Genomic DNA, 26,096 nt, shown 5'->3' on the forward strand with positions numbered 1-26,096 from the left:
CCGGCAGACCCGGCCGGCCCGTCGTCCGTGACGGCGTGTCACCGTGCACGGACGCCGGGTACTGGGAGTTACTGCCGTTTCGCCAGGGTCAGGCGGCGGTGCGGACGGTGGTGAGGGCGTTGCCCCAGGAGACGACCTGGTCGAGCATGGTGGTCACCTCGGCGACGTGATACTCGGCCGGAGTGAACTCGCTGAAGTTCTTGAAGTCGGTCATCAGCGAGAGGGCGACCTGGGCCCGGACGGTGGCGACCTTGAGCTCGGCCATCACCAGGCGCAGGTGCTCGACCGCGCGGGTACCACCGGCGGAGCCGTAGCTGACGAAGCCGGCCGCCTTGTTGTTCCACTCCGCGAAGAGGAAGTCGATGGCGTTCTTCAGGGCGCCGGAGGTGGAGTGGTTGTACTCGGGGGTGACGAACACGTAGCCGTCGAAGGAGCCGATCTTCTCGGCCCACGGGAAGGTGTGCGGCTGCGCGTACTGGCCGGCCGCCGGCGGCATGACCTCGTCCAGGTGCGGCAGCTTGAAGTCGGCGATGTCGACGAGCTCGAACTCCGCATCGCTGCGCTGCTTGGCGATGTCGAGCACCCACTGGGCCACGGCCTCGCCGTTGCGGCCGGGCCGGGTGCTACCGAGGATGATCGCGATCTTGGGCATGTTCTTCCTAACCAGAGTGGGGGCCCATCTGCGGGCTTTTGGTGACGCATCACCAAAAATAGCAGATTTAGATGACGCGTCAACCTAGGAGGTTTCAGCAGTCGGTTTTCGGCAGTTCGGCGAGGACGCGGTCGAGCATCTTGGTGAGCTGCTCCTGCTCCTCGCGAGTCAGGTGCTCCAGGAAATGCGTCCGGACGGCGTCGACGTGATCCGGGGCCGCGGCCTCGATCGCGGCGCGGCCGGCCGGGGTGATCCGGACCATCGAGCCGCGGGCGTCGGACTCGCACTCCTCGCGGACCACCAGGCCACGCTTCTCCATCCGGCTGACCTGGTGCGACAGCCGGCTGCGCTCCCAGCCGATCGAGCGGCCGAGGTCGCGCGTTCGCAGGATGCCGGCTTCGGAGCTGGACAGGGGATGCAGCAGGGCATAGTCCGCGCCGGACAGCCCGGAGTTCACCAGACGGGCCTCGAGCGTCGCGCTCAGCTCGCGGTAGGCGTCACGCCATGACTGCCATAGATGCGCCTCGCGCGCATCGAGCCACCGCGTCTCCGTCATCCACCTATCCTACTGCTTCTGTTGACATGTCACGGTGTCCGCGACAACGCCACGGCGAGTCCGACCGTACCGGCCATCACGAGCAGTTCGACGGCGGCGAGTCGCCAGAAGGCACCCGGCTCGTTGGCAGCCAGGGCCGGGAGTGTTGCTTGACGGTGTCGCCAGCCGATCCAGACGAGTACCGCGAACGCGACCGCCTTGGCGAAGACCAGCGCGCCGTACCCGGTCGTCACCCACTGGGTGATGAGCCCGAAGCCGTCCTCACGCCCGCCGAGGTGGATCTCCGCGGTGAGCAGACCGGTCGCGCCGATCGTCACCGCACAGACGAGAGCCAGCTGGCTGAACTTCTCCACCGCCGCGCGCTGGTCCCGCCCGTACCTGATCAGCGACCCGAGTCCGCCGATCCAAGCGGTCGCGCAGAACACGTGCACCACCAGCGAGGCAGTCGCGAGCACCGACCAGAAGGCGGTCCGCTCGATCGCCCCATGCCCGGTCAGCAGCGGGCCGGTCAGCGCGGCGGCCGTCAACACCAACGCCACCCGCGCGGCCTTCACCGTACGAGCTCCAGACAGGATCACAGCCAGTACAGCGGTCAGCACCACCGCAACCGCAAGCGCCCGCACCTGGTTGACCCCACCAGCGTCCCCAGCCCGAGAGCCCAACTGCGAAAGAGGAATCCCGAGGATCACCGAAGCAGTAACCAGCAGGCCACCAAGGCTCGCCACCGTCCAAACCCCAGCCGCCACAGCCGCATCCTGACAAGCCCGCAGCCCTTGCCCGGCGAGCTTCCCATTTGTTGCTGGGAGCAACCATGCGGCGGCTAGCACGGCGCCGCCGGTGGCGATGGCGGCTAGGTCGGCGAGCACGCGTAGTACCGGAACTGCCCAAGCCACAGGCCGACCCGCGCCCGCCAGCCCTGGGGGTAGCGGCTTGGGAGCACCTCCGCCGGCTAGGAGCGCCAAGACCACAACCACAAACGCAGCCGCGACAACCCCGAGCCCCAGCACCTTCCCTGAGACCCGAGGCGTCGTGTCGATGCTCATTGGGGCGCAGGCCGGCGGCGGACGATGACGATCGCCAAGGCGACGACCACCAGCATGACGAGCGCCATCGCCACGATCACGACGACGTTCGAGTTGCTGTCCGAGGTCGGCGGAGTCGCCGCGACCGGTACCGCCGGATGACCAGCGTGGGTGATCTTGAAACTGCCGCCGACGGTGATCTGGTGGCCGTCGGCGGAGACGATCCGGGCGACGACGTTGTACTCACCGATGTCGACCAGCCCGTCGACCGGCTGCGTGACGGTGTTGTCGATCACCTTGATCTCGCCGGTGGAGACGTTCGTGCCCTTCGGCGACACCACCTGGACCTCGGCGCCGGTACTGCCGACCGGCTCGTTGAAGGTCAGCACCACCTGGGTCGGCGGTACCGCCTGGGTCGAGCCGTCGGCCGGCGTGATCGATTCGAGTTTGGCGTGCGCCGCCGCCGTCCCGGTGGAGACCACCAGGACGGCGAACGACGCAGCCAGCAGAGCAATCAGTCGGCGCACGATTACGGCGTGACCTTCCGTGTCCGGCCGGCCCGCAGACCGAGGCCGAGCCCGGCCAGCCCGAGCAGCAACCCGGCCCCACCGAGAACCCGGGCCAGTGTGTCCGACGAACTCTGGTCCCCGGAGGTGGCGGCGACCGTGGTGATCGCGGTCGTCAGCTTCAGCGACGGCGCCGGGTGTTCCGGCTTGTCCGCGGCGTCCTTCGCGATCTGCTCCCACTTGACCACCTCCCCGTCGCTGTAAGTCTGTACCGCCGGGAAGCTGAGCGAGTCGACGCCCTCCGGAATCCGGCCGACCGACAGCCCGAACTCGTCGAAGGAATTCGGCGGTACGCCGCCCGCGGCCGCGGTCCAGGTCACGCTGGTGATCGCCTCGGTCAGCGTGACGTCGCCGACCTTCACCGGCTGGGCAAGCTTCTCGGTCGTCTTGACCACCTTCCAGCCGTCCTTCACCTGCGGGCTCACGCTGGCGAACGGCTTGTCCTTCGGCAGGTTGACGACGAGCTTGGTGGTACTAGCGGTGTCGGACTCACTCGGCACCCGGAACACGAGCTTGGCGTAGCCGCCCGGCTTCGCGTCCGGCGACGACACGGTGACGTGGGCGGAGGCCGAGCCGGCCGCCCCGATCAGAACGAGTGCGGTCGCCGCGGTGATCGCGGCAGCGCGCAGTACAAGTTTCCTGGGCATGACTGGGAACCCTCTCTAGGGCAACGGTGTGGGGCGGATCAGTACGAAGCTGCAAGCACTCCGCACGCCGGCGGCCCCCGCCGCGAAACCCCCGAAACCAACCACCGCTGAGTCAGCTCCGGTACCTCCGGTACGCCGATCAGCACCGCCCGCAGCACTGGCAGCACCACGCCCGGAGCCGGAACCTGCGGCACCAGCCGCCCAAGAATCCCGGCCACCCGGTACACCCACCGATGCGCCCGAGCCACCAACGCAACACCCAGCAACAACACAACGAGGTGCGCGGCCGACATCGTCAACGCATCGGCAACTCCGCCATGCATCGCCCCCGGCATCCCACCAGTGGCGCCACCGGCCAGCCCGGCGGAGGCGGCATGGGCAGCCGCCCCCGAGGCAGCATCAGCAACGCTGGCTGCGCCAGCCAAGCTGCCCGAGGCAGCGTGGGCCAGATCGCTCGAGGCGGCATCCGCCAGGCTGCCGGCGGCAGTGCTCGCCGAAGCCTCGGCCCCGGGCATCGCCATCCCGGGCATGGCGTCCATCCCGGGCATCGCGTGCGTGCCGGCCATCTCGTGCATCGAGCTGTGCCCCACGGCCGCATGGTCCATCGGCGCACCAGACGATGAATCGGCCGCGGATGCGGCCGCCGCGGTGGCAATGGACGTTGGGGCGCGGTGGCCGAGCTCCAAGGCGAGGTGTGCGGTCAGCTGGAGAGCGGCGAGGAAGGCGACCGACAGCCAGCGGCGGCCGGCTACGTGTTCGCCGACTGACCAGGCCAAGGCTGCTAGGACGATGAGTTGTGGAACAGCGGCGAGAGCGACGGTGCCTCCTGCGACGGCGTGGCCGGCCACGGCTACCGCGACGCTGAGCGTCGCGATGGCGGCGGTCGGGGTCGTCTCGGCACGCAACTCGGTCACCTTCGTCATTCGCAGTGATGGACGCGTGACCGACGGTGGGCGGACCGCGCTCCAGACAACTCTACGAGCGGGGAGGGCCCGGTGGTTCCCGTCTCAGTGTGCCGCCGCGAAACGGAGTACGGATCCGAAGAACTGCTGCGGCTCCTCCAGGCGCCCGAAGTCCCCTGAATCAGACGACGCTTAGTTCTGACATGACGTCAGTTTGCCCGACCCGTGCAACCGATCCGGACAGTCGGCACGTTGAAAGCCCGACCACGGAAGGGAGTGAGCGTGAAGAGCGAGGCGGAGAGCGAGTACGTCGACTTCGTGACCCATCACGCCAACGGGCTCTGCAATACGGCGTACCTGCTGTGCGGAGACTGGAAGCGTGCCGAGGACACGACCCAGGAGGCGCTGCTCAAGCTGTACCGGAACTGGCCTCGCCTGCAACGCAAGGGCGCCATCGGCGCGTACGCCCGCAAGGTGGTGGTCTCGACGACCCTGGACGCCCTGCGGCGCAAGTCCAGTGCCGAGGTGGTCGGCGGCGAGACCTACTTCGCCTCCACCGCCGACCCGGCCGACCCGGTAGGGCTGCTGGAGAACCGGTTGCTGATCATCACGGCGCTCGCCGGCCTGCCGCCCCGGCAGCGCGCCTGCGTCGTCCTGCGGTACTTCGACGAGCTCTCCGTCGACGAGACCGCCGAAGCACTGGGCTGCAGCGCGGGCACGGTCAAGAGCCAGACCCTGCGAGCACTGGAGAAACTTCGCCTCGACCCAGCGCTCGCCGACCTCACCGACTTCGCCGGACTGGGAGGCTGAGATGACCCGTCAGCTCAAAGATCTGATGCACGAGGCAACCGACCGGCCGGCCTTCACCCCGGACGTGGAGCTGCTGCTCGCCACCGGCCACCGACGTCGGCGCAACCGCCGCCTGGCGACCGCCGTCGCCGTCGCGGCCTCGATCGCGGTCGTTGCCGGCGGCACCATCCTCACCTTGGACACCACTGACCGCTCGGCCCCGGCCGTCGCGCCGTCCTGGCCGCTGCCGTCGGTAGATCCTGGCGGCTCGACCGGCTTGTGCTCCGACGAGAACGGCGACCCGGTCCCGACAGCAGGCGCCAGCGTCTGGAGCTGGCCCGTCAGCCTCAGTGTCCAGGATACCTACGGCATCTCGCTGCTGCGTCGCTCACCGAAGAGTCCCGGGATCGTTGCCTACTGCACCACCGAATGGGGCAACGGAGCCAAGGACTCGGTCGTCCCCGGCGGCGGTACGGGCGGCATCGTCCTCCGCAAATCCGCAGCCGTCGGCCGCGGGCTGACGGAGCCCGGCAGCGTCACCACGGTGTTCGGTCAAGCGCCGAAGAACGTTCAGCGCGTCACCGTGGAGACCGAGGACGGCCACGTCGGCATCGCCCAGGTCAGGGGCGGCTACTTCGCCTACCGGCGGATCGAGAAGACGCCTTGGCCCGGGGCTCAGCCGACCGTGATCGTCCGCTTCACGATCCCCGGCAGGCCGGAGTACATCGCCGCCCAACGCTGAAGACCGCTGCCTGTCAGGGATGATGGGCGGTATGAGCTCGGGTGTGCCGGTCCTGGAGGTCGGCGGAAGTCATGTGACGGCGGCGATGGTCTCGCCCGCAATCGACGGGGTGGAGGGGATGTACCGGGCGGGGCTGGATTCGAAGGCCTCGGCTGAGTCCATCGTCGGGGAGTTGTGCGAGGCGGCGAATCAGTTGCCGTTGGCAAAGGGTCTGGCGGTGGCGCTGCCCGGTCCGTTCGACTTCGCGGCGGGCGTCGCTTGGTACAAGCTGGACAAGTTCGCCGCCCTCTACGGGCACGATCTCGGCCGGAGTCTGCGGGAGCGGCTCGGGCTCGACCAGGTCGTCTTCCTGAACGACGCGGAGGCGTTCACGGTCGGCGAGTGGTCGGTGGGCGAGCTGCGCGGGCTCGATCGATGCGTCGGGATCACGATCGGTACCGGGATCGGCTCAGCCTTCCTCAACGACGGCCGCGCGGTCCGTACCGGCGACGCGGTCCCGCCCGGCGGCGAGCTGTACAAGACGTCGTACGACGGCAAGCCGATCGAGGACTGGATCTCCGCCCGAGCGATCCTCCGCCGGTACGCCGAGAAGCTCAGCGACCCACTTCCGCCAAGTACCGGCGTGAAGGAGATCGCCGAAGCGGCCCGAGCCGGCGACGCCATCGCCAAGAGCGCCTTGGTCGAAGCCTTCCAGGTGCTGTCCGACGCTTTGACGCCCTGGCTCGAGCGGTTCGGTGCGACCAGAGTCGTGCTGGGCGGATCGATCGCGGGAGCCTTCGACGTGGTGGCGGAGGTGTTCCCGTTCCCGGTGAGCGCGACCGCCGACGCCGAGCACTCCGCGCTGATCGGGGCAGCGGAGCACTACCTCAGAAACTGACGGTGGAGCCCGTTACGGTGGCGGACATGCCTCCACCGCGCAAAGCCGCCACCAAGCTCGCCGCTCCTCGCTTGCGGACGCAGCTTGATGATCGAGCGGTGACCGAGGTGGGTGATGAGGACCGGCTCACCGATCTGGCGCTGACCGATCAGGATCTCGGCGGGCTGCTCGCGGAGCATGTCGAGCTGAGCGGCTGCCGGCTGACCCGGGTCAACCTCGGCGGTTCGGATCTGGACAAGCTGATCCTGGTCGACCTCGAGCTCGACCACTGCGATCTCGCGAACGCTCGCTGGCGGGACGCCTCCGGGACCAGGCTGGCGATCTCGTCGTCACGGCTGACCGGGTTCGCGGGGTCCGGGATGAGCCTGCAACACGTGACCGTGCGGGACTCAGTGCTCGACTTCAGCTCGTTCCGGTTCGCGAAGTTCCAACGGGTCGAGTTCACGGACTGCCGCATGCAGAGCGCCGACTTCGTCTCGGCCGACCTGACCGGCACGGTCTTCCGGCGCTGCGACCTGACCTCGGTCGAGTTCTCCCAGGTGACCGCCACCGGCGCCGTCTTCGTCGACTGCACCTGGGACGGCACCCGCGGCATCGGCAGCCTGGCCGGCGCCACGATCGCCAACTCCTCCCCCATCGACACCCTGGCCGTCACGGTCGCGATGGCCACCGCCCTGGGCATCACCCTGGGCGACCCGGAGGACCACTCTTAAGGCGAGTTAAGGATGCCGCCGGTGATCTTGTCGCCACCGTCCGTCGCTCGGACAGTTGCGGGCACAAGGACACCTGGAGGCAATCGTGGATTCACGACGAGTGGTCAGCAACATCTTCAAAGGGTCGATGGGCAATCTGGTCGAGTGGTACGACTGGTACGTCTACACCGCCTTCGCGATCTACTTCGCGCCGGTCTTCTTCCCGTCAGGCAGCCAGACCAGCCAGCTGCTCAACACCGCGGGCGTCTTCGCGGTCGGCTTCCTGATGCGCCCGGTCGGCAGCTTCCTGCTCGGCCGGTACGCCGACCGGCACGGCAGACGAGCCGCCCTGACCCTGTCGGTGACCCTGATGGCCACCGGCTCGCTGGTGATTGCGTGTACCCCTGGCCACGCGACCATCGGCGTCGCCGCACCCGTGCTGCTGGTGACAGCACGGTTGCTGCAGGGCCTGTCGGTCGGCGGCGAGTACGGTACCTCCGCGACGTACATGTCAGAGGTTGCCTCGGAGGGCCGCCGCGGCTTCTTCTCCAGCTTCCAGTACGTCACCCTGGCGGCGGGTCAGCTGGTGGCGCTCGCAGTACAGATCTTGTTGCAGCAGACGCTCTCCAAGAGCGCGCTGGCCGAGTGGGGCTGGCGGATCCCGTTCGTGATCGGGGCCGTTGCCGCGGTCATCGTGTTCTGGTTGCGCCGGTCGATGGACGAGTCGGCCGAGTTCGAGGCGCAGCCCGCGTCGCGACGGTTCCGGCAGGGTTCGCTGGCCGAGCTGGCCAAGCACCCGCGCGCGGTCCTCACGGTGGTCGGGCTCACGCTCGGCGGCACGGTCGCGTTCTACACCTTCACGACGTACCTGCAGAAGTTCATGGTCAACACGACCGGTCTGCAGAAGACGACGGTCACCTGGATCAACTTCTTCGCCCTGCTGCTGTTCGTCCTGCTGCAACCGCTGGGCGGGATGCTGTCCGACCGGATCGGCCGGCGGCCGCTGCTGATCTTCTTCGGCGCCGGTACCGCCTTACTCACCGTCCCGATCCTGACGGCGCTGGAGGACGCGACCCCGGTCCGCGCGTTCCTGCTGATGCTCGCGGGGCTCGTCGTGGTCACCGGGTACACCTCGATCAACGCGATCGTGAAGGCCGAGCTGTTCCCGACCAGCATTCGCGCGCTCGGGGTCGGGATGCCGTACGGCGTGACGGTGGCCGTGTTCGGTGGGACCGCGGAGTACGTCGCGCTCTGGCTCAAGGACGCCGGTCACGAGTCGGCCTTCTACTACTACGTCGCCGGCTGCGCAGCGGTCAGCCTGATCGTCTACCTGACCATGTCGGAGACGCGCGGCAAGTCGCTGGGCGGCGCTCGCCCGGTACACCGTGAGCGGACTACAACGGCACAATGACGCAATGCGCACTCTCATCGCGGAGGACGACAAGCTGGTCGGCCGGGCGCTGCGGGACGTCCTGAGCGCCAACGGGCACACCGTCACGCTGGTCGACTGCGGCGCCGACGTACTGCTCCGGCACGCCGAGGCCCAGGTCATCCTGCTCGACCTGGGCCTCCCGGACATGGACGGCCTGGAGGTACTGCGAAAGCTCCGCCGGGTCGACGACGTGGTGGTGATCGTGCTGACCGCCCGCGACGACGAACGCTCGGTGGTGCACGCGCTTCGGCTCGGCGCGGACGACTACCTGACCAAGCCGGTCCGGCTGGCCGAGCTGCTCGCCCGGATCGAAGCATCGGTACGCCGGTCGCGCCGGGCCGAGCTCGATGACAACGGCTATGAGTCGGACGGGCTGCGGATCGACTTCGGGCTGCGTCAGGTTGTGGTCGACGGAACGGTGCTGCACCTGACGCCTCTTGAGTTCGACCTGCTCGCAGTACTGGCTCGGCGGGCCGGTACTGCGGTCAGCCGGGAGGTGATCCAGGACGAGATCTGGGGCGACGCGTTCCTGACCAAGTCGAAGGCGCTCGACGTTCATCTGCACCAACTGCGGATGAAGCTCGGCAAGCCGGTCATCACCACCATCCGCGGCTTCGGCTACCGGCTCGCCCCATGAGAGCGCGGCTGATGAGTGTGCTCGCGATCGTCTCCTTCGTGTTGCTGGCCGCGTTGGTACTGCCCTTCCTTTTCGCTGTCTCCGATGCGCAGACCCAGCGCTTGCAACTGACTCGGAGCGCCGCGTTGGATCGCTTTGCCGGGCTCGCCAACCGGTCCGACTACAGCTCGGTCCGGATCGAAGCCGAACGCCATCAGGAGCTGTACGGCGAGTCGATCCTCGTCATCGATGCCTCCGGCAACGTCGTCGTCTCCACCGGCGGGCTGACCAAGTCTTCCGCCGGCGTCGGCGCCGTAGCCGACCTGGCCGCCCGGGACCTGCCCCAACTAACCATCGATGCCCTGCGCCCGTGGAGCTCTTCTCATCCCTTGATCGCGACCCCCGTCGGCTCCCCCCACGAGCCCGAAGGCGCAGTGGTCCTCGCTGTCGACGCCTCACGTGCAGTCGGCTCTGTACGCCGCCTCTGGCTAGCGATCTGCCTAGCCGCCTTCGCCGCCGCTCTGTTATTGCTGTTCATGGCTTCCCGCACCGCTCGCTGGGTGATCCGCCCGGTCAAGGTGTTGGAGGATGCCGTAGTCGAGCTAGGCCGATCAGCCACCTGGAACCAGTCCCTGGAAGCCAGCGGCCCACCCGAGCTACGCCGCTTGGCCCAAGCGGTAGAGGTAATGGGCGCGACAGTCCAACGCTCCATCGACGTCCAACGCCAAATGGTCGCCGACTCCTCCCACCAACTCCGCAACCCCCTGGCCTCGATCCGCCTACGCATCGATGGCCTGGCCCCAGAACTACGCGACCCCGCCAGCCCGGCCTTCCTCCATCTCCAAGACGACCTGGAACGCCTGGAAGACGTCCTAAGTGACCTACTAAAACTAGCCGCCCTGGAAAGCCGCGTCACGGATGGCCTGCCGCCCTCAGACGAGTCCTGCGTCGTCGCAGCGGTGTTGGCCGAGGAATTGGAAATCTGGCGCCCAGCAGCCACATCCGCAGCCATAACCCTCACCCTGCAAACCGAAGACGACCTCATCGCCGCCGCAGCCGAACACGACGTCCGCCAACTAGTAGGCGTCCTCCTGGACAACGCAATCAAGTACGCAGGCAACTCCGCAACCGTGGCGCTGACCGCTGCGCGGGTGCCTGGTGGCCTGGAGATCCAGGTGTCGGACAACGGCCCAGGGTTGCCAACCGAACAGCTAGACCTGGCCACCCGCCGCTTCTGGCGCGGAAGCGCCTCCACCCTAGGCACAGGCCTCGGCCTAGCAATAGCCGAACAAACCGCCCTAGCAATCGGCGGCACCGTCACCCTGACCCCCACCACCCCCCACGGCCTGACCGCCACCATCCAGTTGCCAGAGGCAACATGAACCCCCACCACAGCAAACCCACCCCAGACCTCCAGCCCACACCACACCACCACACGCCCACTACGCACCTCCAGCCCACGCACACCCGCCGCACCGTTCTTGCGGCCCTGGCTGCCTCGACCACAGCGTTGGTCCTGGCCGCTTGCGGCAAATCGGACGACGCCAGCGATCGGTTGACCATCGCAGCCGGGGAGCCGGGTGGGTTCTATTTGGAGTTTGCTCAGCTACTGGCGGCCCAACTCAACATGGCGGGCGTCGCCAAAGATGTTGTTGTGCTGCCGACGCTCGGGAGCAAGGACAACCTGCGGCTGCTGGGTGAGCACAAGACTGATCTCGCGTTGAGTCTTGCGGATGCTGTGTCACCGAGCCCGCAGGTGAAGGCGCTGGGGCGCGTCTACGAGAACTATCTGCAGTGCGTGGTCCGCGCCGACAGTTCGTACAAGACGCTCGCGGACCTCGCCGGTACCAGGATCTCCGCAGGTGCCGCCGGCTCCGGCGCCGCTCTGACAGCCGCCCGCATCCTCACCACCGTCGGCGTCGACTGCACCGTCGACCACCTGCTACTGGACCAAGCAACCAAGACGCTCGCGGCGCGAGGGATCTCCGCGATGTTCTGGTCCGGCGGCGTTCCGACGTCCACACTCGACAAGCTCAGCCAGACCGTCCCGCTCCGCCTGATCCCGCTCGACGGCCCACTCCCCGCGCTTCGACGTACGTACGGCCCCGTATATCAAGACGTCCGAGTACCAGCCGGCGTGTACCGCGGCACGGCACCCGTGAAGGTCGTCGGCATCCCCAACCTCCTCCTCTGCCGCCCCGACCTGCCGAACGCGACAGCGCGCCGGATCGTGGAGACCCTCGTCCGCCGCGCCAGCAACCTCGTCCCACCGTCGGCCGTCGGGGCGCAATTCCTCAACCTGCAGTCGCTGGTTGTCAGCGCCCCGATCGACCTCCATGCCGGCGCCGTACAGCAGTACCGCCGGATGTACGGCTGATCAACTGTTGTACGGCACTTCAATCCCTCGATCTATCCATACCGTCGATCAGCAGGCCGACAGCTCTGCCGAATGCCTGGTCAGCAGCCTTCACCCAGGGCTGCGCACCTTGCCGGCGCTGATGATCGGCGATCGCCGCCGACTCCGGGAAACGCTCGGCGAAATCCGGCGCGGCCTCGGCGAGCGCTTTGCCGGCGGCGGCCCACCACTCGAAATCCGCCTCTGTGATCGCCGCCCGGGCATCGATAGCCTGCCTGGCCGCGCCCTTGACGATGCTGAACAGCGCGCTGGTCGCCGCCTGGCGATCCTCGATCGTCAACTCCGCGGACGCCAGGATCCGGAGGAGTGACTCCAGCACCTGCTGCTCGTGCGGACCGAGCACCGGTCGCTGAATCTCCAGCAGCCACGGGTGCTGCAGATAGAGGTCGCGAAGTTTGACGCTCCATCGCGCGACAGCCTTCCGCCAGTCGCCGCCACTGCGCACCTCACCCAGCTCCGCGTGAACACTGTCGTACATCAGATCGATCAGCACGTCCCGGCTGACGACATAGGTGTAGAGCGACATCGCGGTCCGGCCGAGTTCGTTGCCGACAGCCCGCATCGTGACGGCGTCGAGCCCGTCTTCGTCAGCGATCCCGACCGCGGAGGTGACGATCTCCTCGACACTCACGGCCTGCCGCGGACCGCGCCTGGGGCTCGCGGCCCGGCCCCACAGCACCGCGATCGCGCGCGCCGGATCAGTCCGCATTTTACTCCTTACGACGTAAAGTGTTATCGTCTTTCTATACAGCGTAAGGAGTTTATCGTGATCGACTTCGAAGTACACGGCGACGGGCCGGATCTCTTGCTGCCGGTGAATCCAGCGGCTCCCGTGGAGGGCCCGGCCGCTGACCAGATACGGGCCTGGGGTGGGGATCCAGGGCTCGGCCACACGCTGGTCGACGGGTTCAGCAAGCGGTTCCGGGTGATCGCCTTCGACTACGAGAGCTTCCTCCAAGCGCATCCGAAGCCGTCGACACTCACGCCTTCAGTTCTGGTCGACGACTTCCTGGCGGTCGCGGATGCCGCCGGAGCCTCCTCGTTCGCGTACTACGGCTACAGCTGGCTCGGCATGGCCGGACTGCAACTCGCTGTCCGCACCGATCGGCTGACCGCATTGGTGATGGGCGGCTTCCCACCGCTCGACGGCCCGTATGATGCGATGCTCGCCGTCACGGCCGCCACCCACGCCGAGGCCGGCCAGCCGGTGTCTGGTGCCGTCGTCGAGCCGGGCGACTGGGACAGTACAGAAATCGCCCTGACCAAGGACCAGACCCAACAATTCCTGACGCTCTACCAAGCCCTACAGGGTTTCGACGACCGCGCCGTCCAACTCTCCATCCCACGCCTCTGCGTAGTGGGCAGCGCGGACAACATCCAGTACGGCGAACGCTGGGGCAACACCTTGGTCAACATCGGTACCCCAGTGCTCGAAAACCGCGCCGAACTAGAGCAACGCGGCTGGACAGTCGAGATCCTGGACAACCTCGACCACATGCAAGCCATGCACGCCGCACAGATCCTGCCCGTCGTCGAGCCCTGGCTCGCGGATCGGCTGCTCTAGCGGGCGAGGTACTTGCGGACGTCGTCGGCGACCTGGGCCCGGTGGACCATTCCGTACTTCTTCAGGATCGCGCTGAGGTGGGTCTTGACCGTGTTGAGGCTGATGCCGAGCTCGACAGCGAGCTGGTCGTTGTCGAATCCTTCGACCAGGAGCACCGCCACGCCCTGCTGCGCCTTGGTCAGGGTGGCGAAGCGGCGTTCGGGTCCCTGGTCGGTGTCGAGCATCATCTCCATCAGCTCCGACTGGATCTGCTCGGTCGCGCGCACCAGCCGGCCGAGGTGTCCCTGGACCGCCGCGCCGGACCCATCGGGTTCAGCCATCGCCTCGACGGCGATCGCGCGCAGCGACGCGATCTGGTGACCGAGGTACTCCATCACCCGGTCGGAGGTCAGCAGGCTCTGTCCTTCGTCACCCGCCGGCAACCGGCGCAGCGCCTCGGTGTCCTCACCTTCCCTGGTCAGCACCCGTGCCACGAATCCACTGAGCCACTCGAAGGCGCGGACCGCGTTGTCGTCATAGCTGTTCGGCTCGTAACTGTGCATCGACAACATGCCGAACAACCGATCCGTGCCGCCGTCCCCAGCCCGGAAGATCGGCACCGTGACAGCATCCGCCGACGCCCGGGTGAGGTCGCCGAACTGGACCCCTGACCGCAGAACGGCACCGTTGTCATAGGCGAGCCGGTAGGTCTGCCGATGCTTCAGCAGCCAAGCGGTCTGACCGTTCGGCCCGAAGTTGTGCGTGTCCGGATCGATGTAGGCGCCGCAGTCGTAGCCATAAGGGAAGCGGACCCGGTTCGTACCGTGCAGAAATCCGACGTAGAAGGTGTCCACTCGGGCGATCTTCGCGCACACGGCGCGCACGTAGTCGTACAGACCGTAGTGGTCGCCCCGATAGAGCGACTGGATCTTGTGGTACGCCTCGCGCAAGATGATCGCCGTCTCGGCATCCACCCGCAGCGGAGCAGGCTTGTCGGAATTCACCGGCCGGCGTCCCCCTGTAGCTAGTCCGTCTTGCAAAGAGGACTATGCCGCCGTCACGCTCGGTTGCCAAGGGCTCGCCCGGTACAAAGGGACATGCCAATAGCTGCAACTGGTGACGATGCCAGGTGGATCAATTCAGTCGATTGACCAGGTCACGGACGCACGCGACCGTCTTCTCCCCTCGACCGGACGCCAACCTGGTGAGCGCTTCGATCAGCTCGGCGTCGCACTCGGCGACCCGTACCACCCCATCGGCCGCGACCACCTGGAGTTCCCCGTGGCCCAGCAGCCGGCTCCGGTGAATCGGCCGCACTGCGCCCAAGCGCAGATCGAACACCAACCCACCCCGCCGTCGATCGACCTCCGCCCGCACCTGCCGAACCGCTCCGGGCTCTCCCACCACGAGTACCGAGGCCTTCACCGGCCGGATCCCACGAAACGGCGGCACCTCAGCCGTCACGACCCCGACCCGCTCGGCCGTCTCCCGGATCGCCGGCAGATCAACGGGATCGATCACCACCACTTCACGAACGGCCTCCACCGTTTCTCCTTCTCAGCCAGACCGTTCACGTGAACGCGGGGGTGGCGACCCTGCGCGACCAGTAGATGCGGACCGCCCGATGTGCCGCCCCCAGCACACCTCGCGATCAATCGACTCGAGCTCACCACCTGGTTGAGCTCAACCGACCTTTACCCGCATCCCCAACCTGGAGCCCTGCAACTCCCCGGCCGCACCATCCACCACCACCCACGCCCACAGTTCCGAGACCGGCCCCAGCGCCCGAACCACCTGTCCCCAGTGCCCCCACCGGAACAAGCAACCCATTGACCGCCAGAACCATCGGTCTCCTCCATCCCCCCAACAAGAACACTGTCACTCTCCGCACTCCCCGCCCATCCCCCACCGAATGAGCCTTCAACCACTGCCCCCTCACCCTCGGGGTGATACGGGTCCCGGCCGTCCGTCAGGACCCGGTAGTGATGAGGAGGCGCGATGAACAGAAAGTCCCTTGCCGGGTGGGCGGCGGAGGTGACGGTTCCGCCGGAGATCGAGCGGCGGGAGCGCTGGGCGATCAGGTGGAAGGCGTTTCGTGACTGCGCGCGGTACCGGCGGGTGCCGATCGGCCAGGCCACTGGCTGGACGCTGACGGTACATGCCCGGTACTACGAGATCTCACTGGCGCACCGCAAGCATCTCGAGGAACGCCAAGACAGGCTGGAGATCGAGCAGACGACTTTGCAGGCGCAGCTCGACGCGCCACCTGCCGGGCCGTACGCATCCCGGCCCCGGCCGACTGGCGACGCGCGGGAGCTGCACGACTGGGCGCGGGAACGGCGGATCGAGCTGAAGTCTCTGGATGCGCAGCGGACCGGGACGGAGAAACGCCAGTCGGCCGCTGTCCGGCTGGCGGCCGTGCGAACCGAGCTCGGTCAGCTGGAGAGCGAGTACGAGACCTTCGACGCCTTGTGCGGAGGCGCGTATCTGATCCGCGTCGAGCTGTACAACCGCAGCCGCTACTCCAGGGCCGATCGCAGGATCACCGAAGTAGCGTCCGGGCCGCCGTACGAAGGGCCGGGCTGGCGCCATCGCCGGACTCATCTGGCCAGCGTCCAAACCCGCAGTGCCTGAGGAGGCGAGCATGAAGTTCTTTTCCCGACGTGTGCGAAACAACGGCATCGAGGCACTGGTGCAGCGCAACAGCGACCTGCCCGCCTTCACCCAGCTGCCGCCGGAGTTCGATCTGCCGCTGGAGCTGAAGGCGGCCGAGGCGAAGGCGCAGGCTGACGTGCAGAGCGGCGCGTACGACGTGACCGTGGTGGAGGCGATCGAGGGACAACTCCCGTACGAGAACGAGATCGACGCCAAGATCGAGCGGCTGCGGTCCGAGGAAGAGGTCCGCCGGATCCTGGCCGAGGCCGAGGGCGACCACTTCGTCCACCACGCGCTCGAGTCGACCGAGGACCGGAACGGCGACCAGCTCTCGTACGCCAAGCTGGAGCTGCAGGCCGGCCATCTCGAAACCGACCTGGCGGCCGCTGAGGCGAGCAGGGCTGAGCTCGGCCGGATCCTGCGCGGCGAGAAACTCGCGTCCGACGACACCGACTGGAGCGCGACCGAGCCCTCCGTGCCGACCTCGGACAAGCCGTGGCGGATCGTACTGCGGCCCGAGCGGCTCAAGTTGTGGTTCACCACGGTCGGCCTGCTGATCCTCTTCGGCCTCCCCGAGGGGTACGTGCTACGGCGGATCCTGGCCACCTTCATCCACGACGAGCAGGACTGGGAACTCAGCACCGGCCTGGCCGCGATGCTGATCGTCTTCATGGTGATGGTCCCGTACGTCTGCGGGACCCGGCTGGTCGGCTGCAAGCGGCGCGGCAACGCCAACCGGCTCGACAAGATCGTCTTCCTCGGGACCGCGCTCTGGGTCGTCTTCGGGGCCGGCCTGGCGCTGGCCCGGACCGACACGTCGCGTCAGCTCTTCGAGGCCGACCAGCTCGGCAAGGCAGCCGAAGGCGGTACCACCGAGACGTTCCCGTACTGGCAGACGCTGCTGATGTGGTTCGTCGCCATCCTCGCCGTCGGCATCGCGATGATGTTCATCAAGGTACTGACCCACAACCCGGTCCGGGCCGACGCGATCAAGACCGACACCACCATCGCCCTGCTGCGCCGCAAGCTCAGCAAGGTGCGGACGTCGCTGGCGGCGGTGACCAACCACGCCGACTTCAAGCGCCGGATGATCGACAAGCAGAACGAGGCCCGCCGGCACGTGTACGACGTGGTGCTGGTCCGGGCCGGCGCCCATGTGAAGCGCCACTACCGCGACAGCCTGATCACGATGATGGGCAGCCCCGACTTCACCACCGGCCTGACCAGCGGGGAAGTCGCATGACCTGGCGGTTCTGGAAGTGGCGGCGGATCGAGCCGGACCGGTCCGGCCGCTGCCGCGCCTGCGCGGAGCCGCTGGAGGTCTGCGAGTCACCCGGCCACGACCGGATGGACTACGTGCACTGCTTCCTGAAGGTCAGCTGTCCGACCCACGGCCGGAACTGGTTCTAGAGCTTCACTACTAGGGGGGACTACCCGTATGACCACAAGATCCGCCGGCCCGCAACGGCTGCTGACGGCAGCCGTCGTACTGGCCGTCGCCTCACCGATCGTTGCCTGTGGCACCCAAGCCGGAGCGGAGCCGGCGATGAAGTCCGACGTCGCGGTGGTGGTGAGTGTCCACCGCAACGCGCCGAAGATCTCCGGCCAGCAGCTGCTGAAGGTCCTGCCGGAGTTGACGAACGGGGACCACCTGACCGCCACCGGCGTGGACGGTACCGTCGACGGCCTGCCCATCGGTGAATGGAAGATCACCACGGCCAAGTCGGACTCCGACAAGCGCAATGCGATCTCCAAGACCAAGCTGGACCTGGTCGCGAAGATCGGCGGCGCGACCGCCGAGGCGCCCGAGAGTGATCCGCTCGGTGCGATCGCGGCCGCGGCCCGGCAACTGAAGGGCAGCGCCGCCGCCCAGAAGATCCTGATCATCGCCGACCCGCTGCTGCCGACCGCAGGCGATCTGCCGTTCCAGCGGCTCGGCTTCGACTGGACGACCGAGGACATCTGGGAACGGCTGAACAGCCACAAGCCCACCAATCTGCCTGATCTGAAAGGCATCCGCGTCGTCGTTCTCGGTCTCGGCGCGACGACGCCGCCGCAGGAAGCGCTGGACGAGGGGCGGAAGAAGCAACTGGAGGACCTCTGGCGGACGATCCTGATCCGGTCCGGAGACACGCGCACGACAGTCGCCTTCGCTCCGGCAGTTCTCGCGGCCGAGCCGTCGACGTCGCAGTTCGAGGTCTCCCCGGTTCCGGTCAAGCGAGCCGAACCCACGGAGCCGAAACCACAGCCCTGCAAGGAACAGGTGATCCCCGAGACCGTGGTGCAGTTCAAGCCGGACACCGCCGAGTTCCTCGCGCCCGCACAGGCCCGAGCGGCCGCCGAGCGAGTCGCGGAGGCGTTCAAGAACTGCCCTGGCAGGTTGACGGTCACCGGTACGACGAGTTCGTGGGGAACCGAGGCCGGCCGCAAACTCGTGTCGACCGACCGGGCGGAGTCGTTCCGGAGTCTGCTCGCCGACGTACTCGACGTCTCACCGGCCTCCATCGTCGCCGTTGGGGTCGGCAGGCACTTCCCCGCCTACGTCAACGACCGTTCGCGAGCCGGTGAGCTGATTCCCGAACTCGCGATCCGCAACCGGACCGTCCGCGTCACCGTGGCGCCGGCACCGCCGACGCACTGAACAGGCGCCGGGCCGCCAGGAGCGATACGGTGCGGGTAGGTCCCCCATTGTTATCCGCTACACCGGACCGAGGTGAGAGTTTGTGAGTTCCAGAGTCGACCTGCTGACCAGTGAACTGGACGATCTGCACAGAGGCCGGGGAATCCACGCGCCCGCCGTCGGCGAGCGCCTCGGCCCCACCCTGCGGGAGCTGATCTACGGCGACAACGAGCCCGACGAAGCCGAGAGCCGCAGCCTGATCCGGGCGACGCTGGTCTCGGCCGCGGAGGTCCTCCCCCTCGATCTGGCCAGGGTGTTCCGGGCCGGTCTCGGAGTCGACGACACCGCACCGCTGCTGACCGAGCGGCTCGAACGGCTCGGCCGGTCGATGGACCGGGGCAACCGGACGATGAGCCGTCGGCTGACCGAGGCGGACCGGGCCGTCGCCCAGGTGCTCGAGCGCCGGGCGCTGATCAACGACGACCGCAATCCCTTTGCCACCAAGGGCTGGTACGTCGACCGGCTCGAGTCGCATGCCGTGATCGGCCGGCGTCCTCGCTTCACCGGCGTCCGCGACATCAAGTTCACCCACGACAACGTCCGGTACCTGTGCGAGTCGTTCAGCGTGCCGCACAGCGCCGGCACACCGGCCGGCGAGGACCTCACGGTCGAGGCGATCGAAGGGGCCGAACTGGTCGAGGTGAACCGGTTCTCCGTCAGCTGCTGGCAACTGACGATCCATCTGCCGCACGCCTTCAAGGCGATGGAGACGCATCGGGTCGGCATCGCCGTCACGATGCCGTCCCGGTCCTTCGTCCGGCCCTACAACGCGCTGGTGGCAGTACGGCGTACCCGCTCCTTCCACGCCAGCGTCACGTTCGACCCCGACACCGACGTCGGCGCGGTCTGGAGCTACGACGGTGTGCCACCACTGTCGATCGAGGACGGCGTGCCGACCGACCGGATGCTCGACCTCGGCACCGGACGGTCGGTCGCCGCCGACTGGCCCATCGTGCGCCAGGGCCTGGCCTACGGAATCGGCTGGTCCTGATCGCTCGACGGCGCCAGCAGATCGTCCAGTACGTCGCCCACGTCGCACTCGGCCCGATGGCCCAGCACTTCGTCGGCTGACCGGTCCAGCGCCTCCTGGGCCGACACACCCGCCCGTAGCAGCGACCAGAACCTGCTCCGCAACGCGGCGACCGCGATCACGTCGAGCGGGTCGACCTCCGCGGCGACCAGCTCACGCTGGCTGTCCTCAGGCATCGGACCGACGAAGGTGAGCAGCGGATGACGGATCGCGTCGTCGACCCAGCGGCGCCCGGCGACCTGCTCGGCGGTAGCCAGTACCAGGCCGATATCGGCCGACAGCTCGGCCCGGGTGGCGGTCGCGCCGATCACCCGGAGTCCGCCGTCGACCCCGCTCTTCTCACCGGCCCAGGCATCGACCGGCCAGACCGCGCTGCGCCGGTCGTCGCGACAGGCGTAGCCGCGCATCATCCGGAACAGCATCCGGAACCAGTGCCGCTGGTGCTCGTCCACGCCCTTGGCGTCCAGCGCGACGTTGATCCGGGCCGCGATGCCGTCGTTGCGGGTCGGCTTGGCCGGCAGACCCCGGCGTACCCGGCCGTCGCGTTCGTAGTCGGCCACCTGTGACGACACGATCGTACGGGCGTATCCCAGCCGGTCCTTGACCGGTGACATCGATTCCCGGCGGTCCCCCAACCGCTGGATCGCCCGCACGTAGACGTCGTGCATGATGCCCAGGCAACCATCGTCGCGGCAGAGTTGGTGCACCCTGCCCTCGTTCTCCGCGTACGGAACTCCACGGGTCGGGCAGTGCGCGTGCCCCACTGCCACATGCGCTCGCCGCCGGAGCTTGGCGGTCCCGTGCCAAACCAGCTCGGCCAGTCGATCATCAACAACTGCTGACATCCCCTCAACCCCCTGATGCGAACCATCGCCGCCCCCCTCCGAGCGGTTGGTGTTCCATGGTTGTGGCGAGGACCCCGCAGGACCGAGTAGATCGATCGAACTGTCAACTATCTGTCAGGTCCAGACCGGATCCAGCCCGACCCGGCCCGAATCTCTCTCGACGTCGGGTGGATAGCTCAGCCAGCGCGCGAGGGCGATCGATCCCCAGGGCATGACGATGTACGGCGGTGGCGGCAGCTCCACCCCGGGTGTGGCCGGTTCGGCTTGCGGCTCGACAACGGTCAGTACAGCGCCGAGCAGCGAGCCGAGTGGTCCAGCCGTCTGACCGTTCGCGGAGACGTACGGGACGGCCTGCGCCCGCAGCACTTCGAGGAGTTCCGCCATCAGCCGCGCATCCCGCAACTCCTCAGCGGCCTCAATCGCCCAGTCGCGCACATCCCCGTGCAGGCCGGCGAACGCCAGCCGGTCGCTGCTGTCGGCCTTGGCACACTCCAATTCCTGAGCCGCGGTCAACGCGACAACTGCTGCCTCGAACGCCTCCTGCGGTTGCCGAAGCACCTTGAGGTGAAGGTAAGCCGCCGCGGAGGCTCCCACGGAGGTGAACGCCAGCGAGCCGGCTGCCTGGCTCTTCCGCCAGCTCGCATCCAGCATCCGGGCCGCTTCGTCCGGCCGCCCGTCGGCCAACTCGATCATCACGTCGGCCATCTCCAGGATCAACCAGATCTGCTGGGGATAGCCGCCTGGCTTGGCCTCCTGGAGCCACTGGTACGCCGTACGCCCCTGTTCCGTTGCCTGCCGAGCTTCCGGCACTCGCTTGAGGGTGGCCAGCACCATCGCCTTGATGGCGTACAGCGAGACGATGAGGGGCCCATGGACGGCCGGTTCGCACTCCGCCACGGTCCGGTCGATCAACTCGAGCTCACTGGCCTGAACGACCCCGGAACGGATCCGGAGTACCAGGTCGTTGAGAACTTTCACTACATCGTCCGCAGTACCGGGCTCCGACGAACCAGCCGCACCGGTCGCACACCGGACGAGTACTTCGAATCGGCCTCGCTGCTCGTCGCTGCCCGCTTGCCTGATCCACGGCTCCGCACTCCGCACTGCCCGTTCGACGGCGATCGGGTCGCCGGCAATCACTCCGGTCTCACCACGGGTCAGTTGCCAGTCGGCCCGTACCGACTCGTCGGCCTCGTCCCAGTAGAGCCGCGCCTTGGCGAGGTGATCGAGTGCCCCGGCGATATCGTTGTCCTGTACGGCCGCGCTGGCGGCGAGGACGCTCAGGTCCGTACCGCCGGTCCCCTCGGGCCACCAGTGCGGCCTGGCCAGGATCCTGTCGATCAGCGCCCGGATCTGCTCGATCGGCCCGTTGGCGGCGTGCAGGTGATCGATTGCCACCGCTTGCGCCGCGATGACGTCGTTCCAGAAGTCCTGGTCTTCGTCCGGCTCGGTCTCCTCGACCAGCAGGCCGGCCCGCCAGGCCCACTCCGCGGCATCGACCAGCTCCTCGCGGTCGGCCAGCGCGACCGCCAATTCTGTGGCACAGGCGATCCGTAGCTTCGGGTCTTCGGACAAGCCGTAGGCCTCGACCCAGTCCGCGACGCTGCTCTGCACGGTCCCGCGCTCGCGCTCGGCGTCTGCCCTGACCATCAACGCCTCGGCCCGCGTCTCGGTTTCGACGGTGTCCCCCATCGCCAGCAGCGCGGACATATCCGCGATCACCGGCTCAGGCCCAGTCTCGGGGTCGAGCCGGACGAGCAGGAGCCAGGCGAGCTCAGGGCAGGGCACGAGCAGCACGAACTCGCAGACGGCGTCGAGACAGGGCGCCAGCATCGGTGGCGGCTCCTCGTCACCCTCGGGCCACAGGTCGCTCAGGTAGCCACGAAGTTCCTCCGTGAGCGCGTCGGACCACCGGCCCGGGTCGGTCGATCGACCGGCCACGAGCACCATCTCGCGCACGAGCGGTACGACGTCCTCGCCGGCGATCAGATCTGCCTCGAAGCGTGCCAGCAATTCCTGCAGGGCCGTGAAGATCACTGATTCAGTTGGCCCGATGTCATCCACGGCCACCGCCTGGGGCTAGATAGCTGGTCAGCGCGGCCCAGTACAGAGGAGAAGTCTCCTGGACCGGATCCGCCTTCCAGGCTTCGAGTTTTTCGAGTTGCCAGTCCCGCAGCGCCCGGATCGGGCTCTCCGATCGATGAGCATGATGTACCGCAAGCGCCAGCTCTGTCGTCGGTAGTCCGGAGGAGTGCAATCGATCAGCCGGCAACGTCCAGCGGGTCCACGTCACCAGTTGCGCGCCGGCGTTGATCGCTGCCACCGGGAGTCCACCGGCCTCGGTGAACCGGGCATCGTCGCTGCCACAGCCGATCAGCGCGACCCGGGCGGGCGCGGGCCAGCGCGCAGGATCCGCCAGCCACATTCCAGCCGTCAGCGGATCGCGGATCCCGTGCCGCTGGAACACGAGTGCGGCCGCCTCCGGTCGTTCCGGACTGCCCACGGTCAGCTGGCCGAGATACAGCAACCTCGACCAAGTACCCCCTGCCAGGGTCCGGGCAGCCTCCGCGGCACTCATCACATGTTTGCCTGGGGCAACAGTATCCCCGGCGGCCAGTCCGCCGGAGCCGATCAGCTCGGCCGGCAGCCTGCCCGGGTAGATGGCGGACTCGCCGGTGATACCGTCCTCCGCCGGCCCGGCGTCCACGATCACGAGTCCCGGAGCGGTCGGGTCGACCGGGATCGCCGATCTGGCCCGCGTGGCCTCGATTCCGGGTGACATCGCGCTGACCAGGACGGCTCGCTCGATCAACCGGAGATTTGCCCGGTCGTCGATCGACACCGCCTCCCATGGCACATTGGCCAGCCAGCCCCGCGCCGCGATCTGCACCGTATGCCTGCGGTTCTCACGCAGACCTTCCAGCAGGACGGGTGGCAGCAACCTGGCGCCGAGCAGCCTGGCCGTCGCTCGCTCGAGGATCGGATCGGCCAGGCTGTTCCTGGACAGGTCGATCTGCCCGTCGGCCGATCGCCGCGGAGCGATGGCCAGGCTCGACGTCACGGCGTCGCGGCTGTCCCTGATCACACCCCCGGCGATCGCGGACGCCGGACTCGTGTCGCCGGCGTGCAGCAGGGACCACGCGACATGTGCGCCCATCGGTTCGAGGGTGAGGCGCCAGACCGCCTGCCGGCCGGCGATGAGCGTCATGACGCTGCCGGGTGGACGGAGAGCGGTGCCGCAGCGGCGTACCAGATCTCGGCTGCTGTGGCCCGAGCGGCGCCGCCGACCGGATCACCACCCACCGCTGAAGGGTCTGGTCCCACCTCGAAGTCGTCGGGAGTCCAGTACTGCCGGTCTTCGGCAGACGCAGGGATCAACGCCATGCACTGCGCGGCGGCGCTGGCCCCGTCCGGAAGCTCGGTGTAGCGGCGCGCGGCGAAGGCGAGGGCCTCCGCACCGGTCATGGCGAGGGCACTGCGGGCAGCGGGCGGGGCGACCGGTGCCAGACGGAGGCAGCACAGACCTCGGGTAGCCCACCGGACGGCGGCGGCGCGCCTGGCGTCGGCGCCCCAGCGTGGAAAGTGCGGGACCCCACGGGCCTCGACCTCAACGGACAACACCGAACCCTCGGAGTTCCGGATCCTGTCCGCGACGGCCGGCTCCAGCCGGAGCGACCCCATCAAGGCCCCGTTCTCCGGACGTGAGGTCAGCTCGACGACTGCCAGCGGTAGCGGCCAGTCCGACGAATGCAGTGTCGCCTGCAAGTCGGACGGCCCGGGCCGCAACGCGTCCGGTAGGACCAGGACGTCCGCGTGTGGCGCCGGCGGAAACGCTTTGACCACAACGGTCATCAGATCTCCTCCGGCCCGCGCCATGATCCGCCAGGACACGGCATCCTCGGTCCGCGAGGTCGCGGTCGGCGAGGTTCGATCCCAGTCGACGGGCCCCCAGCCGCGACGCATCAGCGAGTCGTCGTTGCCCATCACCGGTGCACCCTGCGGGCTGAGCTCATCGATCACCGCCCAGGCGCCGCCGGAGTCCGTGGCGGGTACTTCAAAGGTTGTCCTTCCTTGGAGCAGGTCGGCTTCGTGGCGAACCTCCGCCAACGCCTCAGGGTCCGTCAGTCGCGCTTCGATCTCCCGAAGGGCCGCCTCGATGAGGGCCGGTACGGCGTCGGTACGGCGGAACTCCGCCCCGGTGCGGTGGCACAGCCGCGCCCAGTCAAGAACGGCAGGCGCCCAGTCGAGCAGCGCGTCGGTACGGGTGTGATTCTCGTCGAGAAGGTCGCCGAGGCGCGCGGCCAGGACGTTCTCCTCGACAATCAGCAAGGGACGGTCCAGCGCAATCGGGCACCGGGTGCCAAGCCAGCGCAGTACGGCGAGACTCACCAAGGCATCGCGAACCGGCGAGGCCACGAGCGGAAGGCGGATCGACATGCTGTCCGCCGCCTTCACCGCTGCCGCGACCTCCGCACCGTAGACCGCCTCGACGACGGTCACCTGGGACGGGTCGCTGACCCGGAGCTGCCATGGACCATGCGGAGCCATCGGATCGACAGTCAGCAGGCCTCCACTCAGAGCGATGATGACCAGCCCCGCGGCGCCGACCTGCGGCGGGCCGACGACGACGGCTCCATCCGGTTCGGCGCGTACCTCGACGCCGCAGTCCAGCTCAGGTTCGATGCTCAATGCGTCCTCCGCCGCCCGGGTACAGCGCGACCAGTTCCTTCAGTCCGTCGATGCGAACCGATCCTGGTCCTCACGACTTACCGACGGACAGACGCCGCAGCACCGGCCTGAGCGCGAACGAGCGCGGCGCCATCCGGACTGACCGGATGACGCCGCGCTCGTTCCAATCCCCCCTGCTACTGCCTCAAACGGTCGCCGGTGTCATGCCGAACGGCACCCAACACATCAGCTTGTTCCCCCTCCGGTTGTGTCTTCTTCCCCCACACCCGCGGTCTCCCGCGGGCAGCTTGTTGTCGACGGCAACTGACCGACGGTGACCTCGGCGGGGCGCAGTACCGTCCCGTCGAGGACGTAGCCGGGCCTCAGCTCCGTCGCGACCACGCCGTCGCCGGCCGGGTCGGTGACCTCGGTCCGGGCGACCGCGTGATGGAACCGTGGGTCGAACGGGAGGCCGGCCGTCGGACCGACGGGGAGCACCCCGCACCGGGTCAGGATCTCGGTCAGCTCGTCGCGCACCGAGGCAATCGGCGCCTCGGCGTCGATGCGGTCCAGCACCAGCACCAGCTGGCGTAGTACAGGTGCCTGCATCGCCGCGGCCGCCCGGCGGTCTGCGTTGTCGAGGCGCTTGGAGAGTTCGTCGACAACCTGTTGCTGGGCCTTGTCGTTCAGCAGACGCCGGTGGAACAGGTCCCGCAGCGCCGCCAGCTCCTCGGTCAGGCTCTCGATGCTCGTGCTGGTCTCCATC

28 protein-coding genes are annotated in these 26,096 nt (G+C 68.0%); 14 read left to right on the forward strand and 14 right to left on the reverse strand.

The annotated features are described in order from the left end of the window. Positions 1 to 88: 88 nt before the first annotated feature. The 6 genes from OHA70_RS03740 to OHA70_RS03765 form a co-directional block, all read right to left on the reverse strand. Positions 89 to 652, reverse strand: a complete 564-nt coding sequence (locus tag OHA70_RS03740) for an NADPH-dependent FMN reductase (RefSeq protein ID WP_328328524.1) — start codon at positions 650 to 652, stop codon at positions 89 to 91. A 94-nt stretch (positions 653 to 746) separates the two neighbouring features. Further along, positions 747 to 1,208: a MarR family winged helix-turn-helix transcriptional regulator gene (locus tag OHA70_RS03745; RefSeq protein WP_328328526.1), complete on the reverse strand. Its 462-nt coding sequence runs from the start codon at positions 1,206 to 1,208 to the stop codon at positions 747 to 749. A gap of 29 nt (positions 1,209 to 1,237) precedes the next feature. After that, positions 1,238 to 2,101, reverse strand: a complete 864-nt coding sequence (locus OHA70_RS03750) for a copper resistance D family protein (protein ID WP_328328528.1) — start codon at positions 2,099 to 2,101, stop codon at positions 1,238 to 1,240. Between the two features lie 146 nt (positions 2,102 to 2,247). Further along, positions 2,248 to 2,757 carry a copper resistance CopC family protein gene (locus OHA70_RS03755; RefSeq protein WP_328328530.1) on the reverse strand — a complete coding sequence of 170 codons (510 nt, stop codon included), beginning with the start codon at positions 2,755 to 2,757 and terminating at the stop codon, positions 2,248 to 2,250. Between the two features lie 2 nt (positions 2,758 to 2,759). Beyond that, the gene (locus OHA70_RS03760; RefSeq protein ID WP_328328532.1) at positions 2,760 to 3,443 is read right to left on the reverse strand and encodes a YcnI family copper-binding membrane protein; all 684 of its coding nucleotides are present in this window, start codon (positions 3,441 to 3,443) and stop codon (positions 2,760 to 2,762) included. A gap of 38 nt (positions 3,444 to 3,481) precedes the next feature. Further along, positions 3,482 to 4,366, reverse strand: a complete 885-nt coding sequence (locus tag OHA70_RS03765) for a hypothetical protein (protein ID WP_328328534.1) — start codon at positions 4,364 to 4,366, stop codon at positions 3,482 to 3,484. 261 nt (positions 4,367 to 4,627) lie between these two features. On the opposite strand from OHA70_RS03765, the gene OHA70_RS03770 reads away from it, so the two are divergent. The 8 genes from OHA70_RS03770 to OHA70_RS03805 all read left to right on the forward strand — a co-directional run bounded on the left by OHA70_RS03770 (position 4,628) and on the right by OHA70_RS03805 (position 11,870). Then, entirely contained in the window at positions 4,628 to 5,155 is a 528-nt protein-coding gene (locus tag OHA70_RS03770) for a SigE family RNA polymerase sigma factor (RefSeq protein WP_328328536.1), read from the forward strand. A gap of 1 nt (position 5,156) precedes the next feature. Beyond that, the gene (locus OHA70_RS03775; RefSeq protein WP_328328538.1) at positions 5,157 to 5,876 is read left to right on the forward strand and encodes a hypothetical protein; all 720 of its coding nucleotides are present in this window, start codon (positions 5,157 to 5,159) and stop codon (positions 5,874 to 5,876) included. A gap of 31 nt (positions 5,877 to 5,907) precedes the next feature. Further along, complete coding sequence (locus tag OHA70_RS03780; RefSeq protein ID WP_328328540.1) at positions 5,908 to 6,753, forward strand: ROK family protein; 846 nt, start codon at positions 5,908 to 5,910, stop codon at positions 6,751 to 6,753. 26 nt (positions 6,754 to 6,779) lie between these two features. Continuing rightward, positions 6,780 to 7,466, forward strand: a complete 687-nt coding sequence (locus tag OHA70_RS03785; protein WP_328328542.1) for a pentapeptide repeat-containing protein — start codon at positions 6,780 to 6,782, stop codon at positions 7,464 to 7,466. Between the two features lie 85 nt (positions 7,467 to 7,551). Continuing rightward, the gene (locus tag OHA70_RS03790) at positions 7,552 to 8,856 is read left to right on the forward strand and encodes an MFS transporter (protein WP_328328544.1); all 1,305 of its coding nucleotides are present in this window, start codon (positions 7,552 to 7,554) and stop codon (positions 8,854 to 8,856) included. Positions 8,857 to 8,860: 4 nt separating this feature from the next. Next, positions 8,861 to 9,514 (forward strand): response regulator transcription factor, encoded by a 654-nt coding sequence (locus OHA70_RS03795; protein ID WP_328328546.1) that lies wholly within the window; start codon positions 8,861 to 8,863, stop codon positions 9,512 to 9,514. Further along, on the forward strand, positions 9,511 to 10,875 hold the full coding sequence (locus OHA70_RS03800) for a sensor histidine kinase (protein ID WP_328328548.1): 1,365 nt from the start codon (positions 9,511 to 9,513) through the stop codon (positions 10,873 to 10,875). Before OHA70_RS03795 ends, OHA70_RS03800 begins: the two co-directional genes overlap by 4 nt. Further along, positions 10,872 to 11,870 (forward strand): TAXI family TRAP transporter solute-binding subunit, encoded by a 999-nt coding sequence (locus OHA70_RS03805; RefSeq protein ID WP_328328550.1) that lies wholly within the window; start codon positions 10,872 to 10,874, stop codon positions 11,868 to 11,870. Before OHA70_RS03800 ends, OHA70_RS03805 begins: the two co-directional genes overlap by 4 nt. A 19-nt stretch (positions 11,871 to 11,889) precedes the next feature. Here the strand turns inward: OHA70_RS03805 and OHA70_RS03810 are convergent, their stop codons facing one another. Next, positions 11,890 to 12,618: a TetR/AcrR family transcriptional regulator C-terminal domain-containing protein gene (locus OHA70_RS03810; RefSeq protein WP_328328552.1), complete on the reverse strand. Its 729-nt coding sequence runs from the start codon at positions 12,616 to 12,618 to the stop codon at positions 11,890 to 11,892. A gap of 57 nt (positions 12,619 to 12,675) precedes the next feature. Between OHA70_RS03810 and OHA70_RS03815 the strand changes: the two genes are divergently transcribed. Further along, positions 12,676 to 13,473 (forward strand): alpha/beta fold hydrolase, encoded by a 798-nt coding sequence (locus OHA70_RS03815; protein WP_328328554.1) that lies wholly within the window; start codon positions 12,676 to 12,678, stop codon positions 13,471 to 13,473. Here the strand turns inward: OHA70_RS03815 and OHA70_RS03820 are convergent. Both OHA70_RS03820 and OHA70_RS03825 read right to left on the reverse strand, forming a co-directional pair. Further along, positions 13,470 to 14,456: a LuxR C-terminal-related transcriptional regulator gene (locus OHA70_RS03820; protein ID WP_328328556.1), complete on the reverse strand. Its 987-nt coding sequence runs from the start codon at positions 14,454 to 14,456 to the stop codon at positions 13,470 to 13,472. The genes OHA70_RS03815 and OHA70_RS03820 overlap by 4 nt on opposite strands. 130 nt (positions 14,457 to 14,586) lie before the next feature. Continuing rightward, positions 14,587 to 14,997 carry a hypothetical protein gene (locus tag OHA70_RS03825; RefSeq protein ID WP_328328558.1) on the reverse strand — a complete coding sequence of 137 codons (411 nt, stop codon included), beginning with the start codon at positions 14,995 to 14,997 and terminating at the stop codon, positions 14,587 to 14,589. A gap of 453 nt (positions 14,998 to 15,450) precedes the next feature. Between OHA70_RS03825 and OHA70_RS03830 the strand changes: the two genes are divergently transcribed. The 5 genes from OHA70_RS03830 (at position 15,451) to OHA70_RS03850 (ending at position 19,778) form a co-directional block, all read left to right on the forward strand. Beyond that, positions 15,451 to 16,086 (forward strand): hypothetical protein, encoded by a 636-nt coding sequence (locus OHA70_RS03830; protein WP_328328560.1) that lies wholly within the window; start codon positions 15,451 to 15,453, stop codon positions 16,084 to 16,086. Positions 16,087 to 16,096: 10 nt separating this feature from the next. After that, a complete protein-coding gene (locus tag OHA70_RS03835) occupies positions 16,097 to 17,350 on the forward strand; it encodes a hypothetical protein (RefSeq protein WP_328328562.1) in 1,254 nt (417 codons plus the stop codon). Beyond that, positions 17,347 to 17,517 carry a hypothetical protein gene (locus tag OHA70_RS03840; RefSeq protein ID WP_328328564.1) on the forward strand — a complete coding sequence of 57 codons (171 nt, stop codon included), beginning with the start codon at positions 17,347 to 17,349 and terminating at the stop codon, positions 17,515 to 17,517. The genes OHA70_RS03835 and OHA70_RS03840 overlap by 4 nt, the downstream gene beginning before the upstream one ends. 28 nt (positions 17,518 to 17,545) lie before the next feature. After that, a complete protein-coding gene (locus OHA70_RS03845) occupies positions 17,546 to 18,748 on the forward strand; it encodes an OmpA family protein (protein ID WP_328328566.1) in 1,203 nt (400 codons plus the stop codon). 82 nt (positions 18,749 to 18,830) lie between these two features. Then, positions 18,831 to 19,778, forward strand: a complete 948-nt coding sequence (locus OHA70_RS03850) for a hypothetical protein (protein ID WP_328328568.1) — start codon at positions 18,831 to 18,833, stop codon at positions 19,776 to 19,778. Here OHA70_RS03850 and OHA70_RS03855 read toward each other — a convergent pair. From OHA70_RS03855 to OHA70_RS03875, 5 genes are all read right to left on the reverse strand, one after another. Continuing rightward, on the reverse strand, positions 19,757 to 20,662 hold the full coding sequence (locus OHA70_RS03855) for a hypothetical protein (protein ID WP_328328570.1): 906 nt from the start codon (positions 20,660 to 20,662) through the stop codon (positions 19,757 to 19,759). The genes OHA70_RS03850 and OHA70_RS03855 overlap by 22 nt on opposite strands. Before the next feature lie 114 nt (positions 20,663 to 20,776). After that, positions 20,777 to 22,726, reverse strand: a complete 1,950-nt coding sequence (locus tag OHA70_RS03860; protein WP_328328572.1) for a hypothetical protein — start codon at positions 22,724 to 22,726, stop codon at positions 20,777 to 20,779. Further along, positions 22,719 to 23,870, reverse strand: a complete 1,152-nt coding sequence (locus tag OHA70_RS03865; RefSeq protein WP_328328574.1) for a CHAT domain-containing protein — start codon at positions 23,868 to 23,870, stop codon at positions 22,719 to 22,721. The genes OHA70_RS03860 and OHA70_RS03865 overlap by 8 nt, the downstream gene beginning before the upstream one ends. After that, entirely contained in the window at positions 23,867 to 25,351 is a 1,485-nt protein-coding gene (locus OHA70_RS03870; protein ID WP_328328576.1) for a hypothetical protein, read from the reverse strand. The genes OHA70_RS03865 and OHA70_RS03870 overlap by 4 nt, the downstream gene beginning before the upstream one ends. Positions 25,352 to 25,576: 225 nt before the next feature. Continuing rightward, positions 25,577 to 26,095, reverse strand: a complete 519-nt coding sequence (locus OHA70_RS03875) for a nucleotide exchange factor GrpE (RefSeq protein WP_328328578.1) — start codon at positions 26,093 to 26,095, stop codon at positions 25,577 to 25,579. Between the last annotated feature and the right edge of the window lies 1 nt (position 26,096).

It is taken from the genome of Kribbella sp. NBC_00382 (assembly GCF_036067295.1).
Lineage (GTDB): Bacteria > Actinomycetota > Actinomycetes > Propionibacteriales > Kribbellaceae > Kribbella.

Coding starts and splice junctions, on each gene's coding strand:
- OHA70_RS03740 (WP_328328524.1), bottom strand. CDS start 652: ATGCCCAAGATCGCGATCATCCTCGGTAGCACCCGGCCCGGCCGCAAC.
- OHA70_RS03745 (WP_328328526.1), bottom strand. CDS start 1,208: ATGACGGAGACGCGGTGGCTCGATGCGCGCGAGGCGCATCTATGGCAG.
- OHA70_RS03760 (WP_328328532.1), bottom strand. CDS start 3,443: ATGCCCAGGAAACTTGTACTGCGCGCTGCCGCGATCACCGCGGCGACC.
- OHA70_RS03765 (WP_328328534.1), bottom strand. CDS start 4,366: ATGACGAAGGTGACCGAGTTGCGTGCCGAGACGACCCCGACCGCCGCC.
- OHA70_RS03775 (WP_328328538.1), top strand. CDS start 5,157: ATGACCCGTCAGCTCAAAGATCTGATGCACGAGGCAACCGACCGGCCG.
- OHA70_RS03780 (WP_328328540.1), top strand. CDS start 5,908: ATGAGCTCGGGTGTGCCGGTCCTGGAGGTCGGCGGAAGTCATGTGACG.
- OHA70_RS03785 (WP_328328542.1), top strand. CDS start 6,780: ATGCCTCCACCGCGCAAAGCCGCCACCAAGCTCGCCGCTCCTCGCTTG.
- OHA70_RS03795 (WP_328328546.1), top strand. CDS start 8,861: ATGCGCACTCTCATCGCGGAGGACGACAAGCTGGTCGGCCGGGCGCTG.
- OHA70_RS03800 (WP_328328548.1), top strand. CDS start 9,511: ATGAGAGCGCGGCTGATGAGTGTGCTCGCGATCGTCTCCTTCGTGTTG.
- OHA70_RS03805 (WP_328328550.1), top strand. CDS start 10,872: ATGAACCCCCACCACAGCAAACCCACCCCAGACCTCCAGCCCACACCA.
- OHA70_RS03810 (WP_328328552.1), bottom strand. CDS start 12,618: ATGCGGACTGATCCGGCGCGCGCGATCGCGGTGCTGTGGGGCCGGGCC.
- OHA70_RS03830 (WP_328328560.1), top strand. CDS start 15,451: ATGAACAGAAAGTCCCTTGCCGGGTGGGCGGCGGAGGTGACGGTTCCG.
- OHA70_RS03835 (WP_328328562.1), top strand. CDS start 16,097: ATGAAGTTCTTTTCCCGACGTGTGCGAAACAACGGCATCGAGGCACTG.
- OHA70_RS03840 (WP_328328564.1), top strand. CDS start 17,347: ATGACCTGGCGGTTCTGGAAGTGGCGGCGGATCGAGCCGGACCGGTCC.
- OHA70_RS03845 (WP_328328566.1), top strand. CDS start 17,546: ATGACCACAAGATCCGCCGGCCCGCAACGGCTGCTGACGGCAGCCGTC.
- OHA70_RS03855 (WP_328328570.1), bottom strand. CDS start 20,662: ATGTCAGCAGTTGTTGATGATCGACTGGCCGAGCTGGTTTGGCACGGG.
- OHA70_RS03865 (WP_328328574.1), bottom strand. CDS start 23,870: ATGACGCTCATCGCCGGCCGGCAGGCGGTCTGGCGCCTCACCCTCGAA.
- OHA70_RS03875 (WP_328328578.1), bottom strand. CDS start 26,095: ATGGAGACCAGCACGAGCATCGAGAGCCTGACCGAGGAGCTGGCGGCG.